The 9,604-nt window shown below is 52.4% G+C and carries 8 protein-coding genes and 1 pseudogene; 8 read left to right on the top strand and 1 reads right to left on the bottom strand.

Annotated elements, in window-relative coordinates:
* Positions 1-32 precede the first annotated feature (32 nt).
* From OGY71_RS18015 to OGY71_RS17985, 7 genes and pseudogenes are all read left to right on the top strand, one after another.
* Complete coding sequence (locus tag OGY71_RS18015) at positions 33-1,001, top strand: IS5 family transposase (protein WP_077483231.1); 969 nt, start codon at positions 33-35, stop codon at positions 999-1,001.
* A gap of 60 nt (positions 1,002-1,061) precedes the next feature.
* A pseudogene (pgaA, locus tag OGY71_RS18010) lies at positions 1,062-3,170 on the top strand (poly-beta-1,6 N-acetyl-D-glucosamine export porin PgaA); the annotation flags it as partial.
* A 9-nt stretch (positions 3,171-3,179) separates the two neighbouring features.
* Entirely contained in the window at positions 3,180-5,201 is a 2,022-nt protein-coding gene (gene pgaB / locus OGY71_RS18005; RefSeq protein ID WP_003825535.1) for a poly-beta-1,6-N-acetyl-D-glucosamine N-deacetylase PgaB, read from the top strand.
* Positions 5,198-6,532 carry a poly-beta-1,6-N-acetyl-D-glucosamine synthase gene (gene pgaC / locus OGY71_RS18000; protein WP_003033859.1) on the top strand — a complete coding sequence of 445 codons (1,335 nt, stop codon included), beginning with the start codon at positions 5,198-5,200 and terminating at the stop codon, positions 6,530-6,532. Before pgaB ends, pgaC begins: the two co-directional genes overlap by 4 nt.
* Positions 6,529-7,035, top strand: a complete 507-nt coding sequence (gene pgaD / locus OGY71_RS17995; protein ID WP_003825542.1) for a poly-beta-1,6-N-acetyl-D-glucosamine biosynthesis protein PgaD — start codon at positions 6,529-6,531, stop codon at positions 7,033-7,035. Before pgaC ends, pgaD begins: the two co-directional genes overlap by 4 nt.
* Positions 7,036-7,117: 82 nt before the next feature.
* On the top strand, positions 7,118-7,348 hold the full coding sequence (gene yjdI, locus OGY71_RS17990; RefSeq protein WP_286613517.1) for a 4Fe-4S mono-cluster protein YjdI: 231 nt from the start codon (positions 7,118-7,120) through the stop codon (positions 7,346-7,348).
* Between the two features lie 11 nt (positions 7,349-7,359).
* Complete coding sequence (locus OGY71_RS17985) at positions 7,360-7,632, top strand: GNAT family N-acetyltransferase (RefSeq protein ID WP_003033869.1); 273 nt, start codon at positions 7,360-7,362, stop codon at positions 7,630-7,632.
* 42 nt (positions 7,633-7,674) lie between these two features.
* On the opposite strand, the gene OGY71_RS17980 is transcribed toward OGY71_RS17985, so the two are convergent.
* Positions 7,675-8,604, bottom strand: coding sequence for a LysR substrate-binding domain-containing protein (locus tag OGY71_RS17980; protein WP_003825551.1), 930 nt, complete (start codon positions 8,602-8,604; stop codon positions 7,675-7,677).
* Positions 8,605-8,994: 390 nt separating this feature from the next.
* On the opposite strand from OGY71_RS17980, the gene OGY71_RS17975 reads away from it, so the two are divergent.
* The gene (locus OGY71_RS17975) at positions 8,995-9,600 is read left to right on the top strand and encodes an ankyrin repeat domain-containing protein (protein WP_003825553.1); all 606 of its coding nucleotides are present in this window, start codon (positions 8,995-8,997) and stop codon (positions 9,598-9,600) included.
* Positions 9,601-9,604 lie beyond the last annotated feature (4 nt).

The raw sequence follows: 9,604 nt of genomic DNA, 5'->3' as shown, positions 1-9,604 counted from the left end.
GGCTTTGTTGAATAAATCGAACTTTTGCTGAGTTGAAGGATCAGATCACGCATCTTCCCGACAACGCAGACCGTTCCGTGGCAAAGCAAAAGTTCAAAATCACCAACTGGCCCACCTACAATAAAGCCCTCATCAACCGTGGCTCCATAACTTTCTGGCTGGATGATGAAGCTATTCAGGCCTGGTATGAGTCGACAACGCCTTCATCACGGGGAAGACCTCAGCGCTATTCTGATCTCGCCATCACCACCGTTCTGGTCATTAAACGCGTGTTCAGGTTGACCCTGCGGGCTGCACAGGGTTTTATTGATTCCATTTTTACACTGATGAATGTTCCGTTGCGCTGCCCGAATTACACCAGTGTCAGCAAGCGCGCAAAGTCGGTTAATGTCAGTTTCAAAACGTTCACCCGGGGTGAAATCGCGCATCTGGTGATTGATTCCACCGGGCTGAAGGTCTTTGGTGAAGGCGAATGGAAAGTCAAAAAACACGGCAAAGAACGCCGTCGTATATGGCGAAAGTTGCATCTGGCAGTTGACAGCAACACACATGAAATCATCTGTGCAGACCTGTCGCTGAACAATGTGACGGACTCAGAAGCCTTCCCGGGTCTTATCCGGCAGACTCACAGAAAAATCAGGGCAGCATCGGCAGACGGCGCTTACGACACCCGGCTCTGTCACGATGAACTGCGGCGTAAGAAAATCAGCGCGCTTATCCCTCCCCGAAAAGGTGCGGGTTACTGGCCCGGTGAATATGCAGACCGTAACCGTGCAGTGGCTAATCAGCGAATGACCGGGAGTAATGCGCGGTGGAAATGGACAACAGATTACAACCGTCGCTCGATAGCGGAAACGGCGATGTACCGGGTAAAACAGCTGTTCGGGGGTTCACTGACGCTGCGTGACTACGATGGTCAGGTTGCGGAGGCTATGGCCCTGGTACGAGCGCTGAACAAAATGACGAAAGCAGGTATGCCTGAAAGCGTGCGTATTGCCTGAAAACACAACCCGCTACGGGGGAGACTTACCCGAAATCTGATTTATTCAACAAAGCCAAACTGGAATGATTCATTGGCGGTGTGGGAAAGCGTTTTACAGGAAGAGCCTGATAACGTGGATGTACGCACCGGCTGGATAATGACGTTGGCGGATGCGCGCTACAACCAACAAGCCCTTACTGAAGCGAATAAATGGGCTCAGGCACATCCGGGCGCAGATTCCGACGCGCTACTTGCCTACGTATATCATTCTCAGGGGAAAAACTGGGATGCGCTGTTGGTTGCCAGCCAGGCGGATGATGTTGATCCAGGCAATAAAAATGCAAAATCCACGCTGCTATCTGCGCTGTCGGCGAACCGCGTTTCCGGACCCGCTTTAAATATGGCGGAGGTCGTTCCCACGGCTGATCCAGTGAAGCGCCGTCTTGAGCTTGATGCGGCGGCCGAAATGGTCCGATCCTCTTATACGTCCGCACGTAATGAAGAAGAACGTTTTATCGTAGCGGATAAAGCGTTGGCCCGTTATGACCAACTATTGGCGGCCTGGAAAGATGAGCCGTCTGCGCAGAATGATGTCCGTCGGGCGAGAATTGACCGTATGGGTGCCCTGTTGGTGCGTAAGCGTACTGCCGAAGTGATTGATGAGTATGACTCCCTTTCTGCAAGCGGTGAAGTACCAAACTATGCAAAACGCTGGGTGGCATCAGCATGGTTAAGCGAACGTCAGCCGGAAAAAACCGAAGCGATGCTGGCGAGCATCTTCTACCCGAATGGACCTATCCCGGTGACGCCGCTCAGTCCTGAGGATCAACAAGATCTGTTCTACGCGCACATTGATAATGAAAACTTCGATGCTGCCAAAAAACAAGTCGATGATTTGATCAAAGAGAGTCCGTATCTGCGGCGTATCTATGGCTCGCCAACGCCGCAGCCTAACGATAACTGGCTGCTCGGACAGTCGCTACTGACGCAATATCATATCGCTGCCAATGAACTGCCAGAGGCAGAAAAGCTCGCAGAGCATCTGGCACGAACAGGCTCTGGTAACCAGGGATTGCGCATATCTTATGCCTCTGTGCTTGAAGCGCGTGGATTGCCGCATGCGGCGGAGAAAGAGCTTAAGCTGGCGGAAGTAATTGAGCCAAGCAACCTGGAGCTGGAACGTCAGCAGGCTTACGTTGCACTGGATCTTCAGGAGTGGAAACAGGCAGATGAACTGACGGATGACGTTATTGCCCGTAGCCCGGATGATGAAGCGACGCTGCGCCTCGCGCGAATTCGTGATGTCCACAAAATGTCGGAAGTGCGTATTAGTGGAACGCAGGGGATCTCGTCCGATAGCCCGGTCAGCGGTAAGAATGATTTCAACATCAACACGGCTATTTACAGTCCGCCGATTAATGACAACTGGCGACTGTTTACCGGATTCAACTTTGCTACCGGTGAATTTGAGGAAGGGAAGGGCATCAGCCGCGATCTGGCGGCGGGTGCAGAATGGACTTCCCGCGATTATTGGGCGGAAATGGAAGTGTCTGGCCGAAATTATGGCGATGGTCAGAAGATTGGTGGGCGTCTATCCGGTTGGCATGACTTCAATGACAACTGGCGCGTTGGTGGTTCGGCCGAGCGCCTCTCTCGCAATACCCCGTTGCGCGCGCTGCGTAGTGGCGTGTATGCCAACGGCGGCGATATGTTTGTTCGCTGGTATCAAAACGAACGACGTGAATATCAACTGTCGTTTGCCGCATCACATTTCTCGGACGGTAACGATCGCATCGAATACGGACTCAGCGGAAAAGAGCGCATGTGGACCACGCCACGCTTCACGCTGGACTTTACGCCGGGCATTGGCGGGAGCACCAACACCAAAGAAAATGTGCCGTATTACAACCCGAAGAGTGATTTTTCGGTTGTCCCTGGCCTGAGCGCAGAGCAGGTTCTTTACCGCCACTATGATACTGTCTGGACGCAGCAAGGTCTGGCTGGCGTAGGTGGCTACTGGCAGCAAGGTGAAGATGCAGGCGCTATCGTCCAGGTGGGATACGGGCAACGGCTTAAATGGAACAACGTCGTAGACGGCGGGGTGATGCTGATTTGGGATAAACGCCCCTATGACGGTAAACGTGAGCGGAATATCTCCCTCGCTTTCGATTTAAATGTCAGGTTTTAAGGATTGTTCATGCTGAAAAGATGCCTGTGGCTTAGCGCATTAATCGCTGGCTGGTTGATGATTACCGCGTGCAGCAGCGCGCACAATACAACGCCTCGCTATGTTCCTCCCGGGGAGAGAACACCGCTGACGGCGGATCATCCGTGGCCGAAAAATAGCTTTCTGGTGCTCGGCTACCATGATGTGGAGGATGGTGCAGCCGACCAGCGCTACCTCTCTGTGCGTACTAGCGCGTTGAGCGACCAAATGGCCTGGCTGCGTGATAATGGCTATCAGCCGATCAGCGTGCAGCAAATTCTGGACGCCCATGACGGTAAAATTGTACTGCCGGAAAAAGCGGTATTACTCACCTTTGACGACGGGTATAGCAGTTTTTATACCCGCGTCTGGCCATTGCTGAAAGCCTACAACTGGCCTGCGCTCTGGGCGCCAGTAGGCAGTTGGGTTGATGCGCCAGCCAACAAAAAAGTCGATTTTGGTGGCTTAATGACCGCGCGAGACAAATTCGCCACCTGGAAAATGGTCGAAGAAATGGGGAAATCGCCGTTGGTGGAAGTCGGTGCGCACACCTGGAACTCGCACTTTGGCGCTGAGGCCAACCCGCAGGGGAGTAAAGAGCCCGCTGTGGCGAACCGCCTGTATGATAAGAAAACTGGCACTTACGAAACGGACGAACAGTACACACGACGTATTAACACGGATATCTCTCTGATCACTAACAAGATCAAAGCGGTGACCGGAAAATCGCCGCGTGCGTGGGTATGGCCTTACGGCGCAGCCAACGGTACAACGTTAAACCTGGCCAAAGAGCATGGCTATAAGATGGCCTTTACGCTTAATGAGGGGTTGGCGAATGCCGCGTTTCTCGACGATATTCCGCGCGTGCTGATCTCTGATAACCCATCCCTTAAGCGCTTTGCCAGTCAGGTCGCTCAGGTCCGTGAACCACAGACGATGCGCGTGATGCATGTCGATCTGGATTACGTGTATGACAAAGACCCTGCTCAGCAGAAGCGAAATATCGATAAGCTGATCCAGCGCGTTTATGACATGCGTATTTCTCATGTCTTCCTGCAGGCGTACGCCGATCCGCAGGGCGACGGGAATATTCGCGAGGTCTATTTCCCCAACCGCTGGCTGCCGATGCGTGCCGATCTCTTTAACTATATCTCCTGGCAGTTACAAACGCGGGCTGGGGTGACGGTGTATGCCTGGATGCCGGTTCTGGCTTTCGATCTCGACGCGTCCATTCCACGCGTAACCGCATGGGATCCGAAAACGGGACGCACTGCTATCAATCACGAAAACTATGTTCGTCTCTCGCCCTGGGACAGCGAAGCGCGCAAACGCATCACTGAAATCTATGAAGACCTGGCGAAGCACGCCAGCTTCAAAGGTATTTTGTTCCATGACGATGCTTTCCTGACGGATTTTGAAGATGCGTCACCGGAGGCGTTAGCCGCCTACCGTGCCGCAGGGCTTCCAGGCAGTATCGAGCAAATACGTAATAATCCTCAGGCGTTCGAGCGCTGGACTCGCCTGAAAAGTAAGATGCTTATTGACTTCACCAAACAACTGACCCGGACGGTGCGTAATATTCGCGGTCCACAGGTGCAAACTGCGCGCAATATTTACGCCATGCCGGTACTGGAGCCTGAAAGTGAAGCCTGGTTTGCACAAAACCTGAATGATTTCCTCAATACCTATGACTGGACGGCGCCGATGGCGATGCCATTCATGGAACAAATCCCGGCCAATGATGCCAACGCATGGCTTGACCGACTGGTGAATGCCGTTGCACAAACCCCTGGGGCGCTGGATAAAACCGTGTTTGAACTGCAGGCACGAGACTGGCGTAAATCCGGGGATCAGGCTGAAATCAGCGGAAAACAAATAGCCGAATGGATGCGCCAGCTGAAATTAAGCGGTGCAGGTAACTACGGCTATTACCCGGATGATTTCATCAGCGACAAACCTGAGATGTCAGAGATTCGCTCGACGTTCTCCTCATACTGGTATCCGCAAAAATGACCGATCGCATTATTGCTTTCCTGATACTTTGCCTGATGTTCAGCCTGCCGTTTGGCGTGGCTGTCATCTTTACAGGTGAAGTGATGTTGAACTTCGTCTTCTTCTGGCCTTTGTTCATGTCTGCTTTGTGGATAAGCGGCGGGGTCTATTTCTGGTTTTACCGTGAACGTCACTGGAAATGGGGAGATGACACGCCACCACCAACTCTGCCGGGGAATCCACTGGTTTCCATTCTGATCCCCTGTTTTAACGAAGGGATCAACGCGCGTGAAACCATTGAGGCAGCACTGGCACAGCGATATAAGAATATCGAAGTGATCGCCATCAACGATGGTTCGACGGATGACACTCACGACGTGCTGGAACAACTGGCAGTGGAATACCCCAGCCTACGGGTGATTCATCTGGCTGAAAACCAGGGTAAAGCGCTGGCGCTCAAGACCGGTGCGGCCGCGGCGCGCAGTGATTACCTGGTGTGTATTGATGGCGATGCGTTACTGGATCGTGATGCCGTTGCCTATATTGTGGCTCCGCTGATCCAGTTCCCGCGCGTTGGTGCGGTGACGGGGAACCCGCGTATTCGAACCCGCTCTACGTTAATCGGTCGTGTGCAGGTCGGTGAGTTCTCTTCCATTATCGGCTTAATTAAGCGTACTCAGCGAGTCTATGGGCAGATCTTTACCGTTTCCGGCGTAGTTGCGGCGTTTCGTCGTCGCGCGTTGGCCGAGGTCGGTTACTGGAGCCCGGACATGATCACCGAAGATATCGATATCAGCTGGAAGCTGCAATTGCGCCACTGGTCGGTATTCTTTGAGCCGCGCGCTCTGTGCTGGATCCTGATGCCTGAAACATTAAAAGGGCTATGGAAGCAGCGTTTGCGCTGGGCGCAGGGTGGTGCAGAGGTGTTTATCGTTAACATGCGTCGCCTGTGGTCGTGGGAGTTCCGCCGCATGTGGCCGCTGTTTCTTGAGTTCTGTTTTTCTACCGCCTGGTCGTTTGCCTATGCGATCAGTATCGTGCTGTTCCTGTTAGGGCTGATGATCCCGATGCCGGACTCGCTGTATGTACAGCATCTGTTCCCGCCAGCCTTTACCGGACTTATCCTCGGCGTGGTGTGCTTGCTGCAGTTTGCGGTGAGCCTGATGATTGAACGACGCTATGAAAAAGGCATTGGCGCCTCGTTGTTCTGGATTATCTGGTTCCCGGTGGTGTACTGGATGCTAAGCCTGTTCACCACGCTGGTCGCGTTCCCGAAAGTGATGCTCAAACGCAAACGTGGCAGAGCGCGTTGGGTGAGTCCTGACCGCGGTATTGGGAGGATCGAATCATGAACCAGCCACTGATCTTCACGGAGCGGCGTTTGCTGCCGCGCATCATCGATGTGTTGTTGACGGCCATCGCATGGGTTGGATTTATCTATTTGATCTATAAAGGGCTGATCACAGCCCTGGCGCATTCGCCGTATATGGGGGTGCGACCCTTTTTCACCACGCTGGATACGGTCACGTTTTATATCCTTGTCGCCCTGGTCAACGGCCTGGTGCTGATTGGCTGGGCGAAGTACAACCAGTTTCGTTTTCGGGTCGAACGCCGCAGTCGCAGACCCGGGCTTGAAGACCATGAGCTGGCAGAAAGTTTGCGTATTACCCGGGAGCTAGTTACGGAACTGAACAAGGCGAGGGTGCTGACGGTCCACCATCATGAGAATGGCGAAATCAGTCATATCGATGTGGACAGGGATATTGCCGATAACCGCCTCCCGCCGCCGACGCCTGCGATGCTGGAGTATTTGCCGCCAGAGCCGCAGCCGTCGATACAGAAAAAGCCTGAATGATATTTCTGCTTTCAGCCACTTCCTTCAGCCTCGCATAGGTCTATGATTAGACCCAGACAATAAAAAAATGCGAGGCAATGTCGTGGATAAGGAACTACTGGATGCAGGTTACCGGGCCTATACCGGCGAGAAGATTGACGTCTACTTCAACACGGTGATGTGTCAGCATTCGGGCAATTGCGTGCGGGGAAGCGCGAAGCTGTTTAACCTGAAACGTAAACCGTGGATTATTCCGGATGAAGTGGACGTTGCCACGGTCATCAAGGTCATCGATACCTGTCCGAGCGGTGCGCTGAAATATCGCCAAAAATGAGTGAGGGAAGCATGGAAATTCTTGCAGGCCATAACAAGTTTTATGTCAATGATGCTGAGGGCAACCAAGTTGCCGAGATTGTTTTCGTGCCGACGGGCGAGCATCTGAGCATCATTGAACATACCGATGTCGATCCCAGCCTGAAAGGTCAGGGCGTCGGCAAACAGCTGGTGGCGAAAGTGGTAGAGAAGATGCGCGCTGAAAACCGCAAAGTTATTCCGCTGTGCCCGTTTGCCAAACATGAATTTGATAAAACCCGCGAGTACGACGATATCCGCGCCTGATTATCTTATATGCACTGGAAGGTATAACAGCCATCCGGTGCATCACGCCCGATGCAGTAAATCCTGATAAATCCCTGTCAGTATCCCTTGTGGGCCAAACTCTTTTTTAATCCACTGAGTGACACGACCGGTTGCCGAATGCTGGGTTGCCAAAAGCATTCGTGAATCCTGACGTGGGTTGTGGATCTGCCGTGTCACCAGCAACGACTTTTCCATCGCCTCGCGCACCATATAGTCTGGCAGAAAACCGATTCCCTCCCCCAGGATCTGGCACTGGCACTTGGTATTAAAATCGGGAACCAGAATCGACTCTTGACCGTGTAACAGCCAACCAACCTTCTTGTTGATGGTGTGTGCGGTGTCTTCCACCATGATGTTCGGGTACAGGCGCAGTTGGCTCTCAGAGATGGGTTCAGGCATAAACGCCAGCGGATGATCCGGGGCAATCGCAAATGACCAACGGATCGCGCCGATCTCGGTGTAATCAATTCCGCCGCCGTCCAGTAACGTATCGGGCGCGCCAATGGCGATATTGGCCAGGTTGTTGATGATCGAATCCCAGACGCCGTTATACACCTCGGTGGTGACGGTTATCTGGCAGGTCGGAAACTGCTTTTTGAGCACCTGTAATAGCCGGGCAGTGTGCTGTGGGGTATACAACAGCTGGTTAATGCAGATGCGTACCCGGGCTTCAATGCCCTGAGCGATGGTATCAATGCTGCGCTTGATGGCGTGGAAGTCATTCAGCAGGTCAGTTGCTTTGCGAAAGAGATAGCGCCCGGACTCGGTCAGCTCAATGCTGCGAGTACTGCGGGTAAACAGCACCACGTCGAGACCCATTTCCATGCGCTTGATGGTGTAACTAATTGCCGATGTGGTTAAGCCAAGCTCCTCCGCCGCCTTGCTGAAACTGCTATAGCGGGCAGCCATCGTAAATGCCAGTAGGTTTTCCTCGGTAAATATTGAATTCATCTTTCTCCCCTCCGGCAACAATGCGCATCCGCAACACGATGATTGTTGAATGTATTTGTAATCCTTATACAGAGCAATCAGTTTTGAACAGAATTTAACACTAGTTTTACATTTGGTTTGAAGGCAATCACACTTCTGTATTTTAATTGCAGGCCGCTATCCGTGCAGCATACCGCCTGATTTCCCGGACTACTGATTAGTGGCTAAAAGGGCCACAGCCATAAGGGAAAGATTGCACTACAGCACGTTTTGTCCTCATTGTTAAAATTGATTCAATAATCGATGCGCTAACGATGAATGAAATTTAAGCGGATGTTATTCTCTGCACTCTGTTGCTATTCTCAGGTTATCGGATATTTAAAAAGTCTAAAAAACTGCAGGAGAGCGATTATGTCAGAGAAAGAACTCATTACTGAATTTCTGCTGGCGGCAGAACAGGGCAATGTCGATGGATTAAAATCCTGTCTGGCAAAAAATGTGGATATTAACGCCACCAACCGCCAGGGGCGAACTGCCATTATTATTGCCAGCCTGAATAAACATTATGACTGTGTTTCTTTATTGATTGCTGCGGGTGCCGATATTAATAAACAAGATCAAACTTGTTTTAACCCCTTCCTGATTAGCTGCCTGACGAATGATTTAACGCTGTTGCGTACGGTATTACCAGCTAACCCCGACCTCAATTGCCTGAGCCGTTTTGGCGGCGTCGGTATTACGCCAGCCAGCGAAAAAGGCCATGTCGAGATCGTGCGTGAGCTGCTGCTGCGTACCGATATCAATGTCAACCATACTAATTTTGTTGGCTGGACGCCGCTCCTGGAAGCCATCGTGCTGAATGACGGTGGTGCGAAGCAGCAGGAGATCGTTAAGCTGCTGCTCGACCATGGCGCAAACCCGCACATGACGGATAAATACGGTAAAACCCCGCTGGAACTGGCGCGAGAGAAAGGGTACCACGAAATTGCCGAGCTGCTGATTGCGGCCGGAGCCTGACACA

Source organism: Citrobacter sp. Cpo109 (assembly GCF_030332565.1).
Classification (GTDB): domain Bacteria; phylum Pseudomonadota; class Gammaproteobacteria; order Enterobacterales; family Enterobacteriaceae; genus Citrobacter; species Citrobacter portucalensis.
Note: the sequence above shows the minus strand (reverse complement) of the source record. Positions and strands in the feature narration are given on the sequence as shown.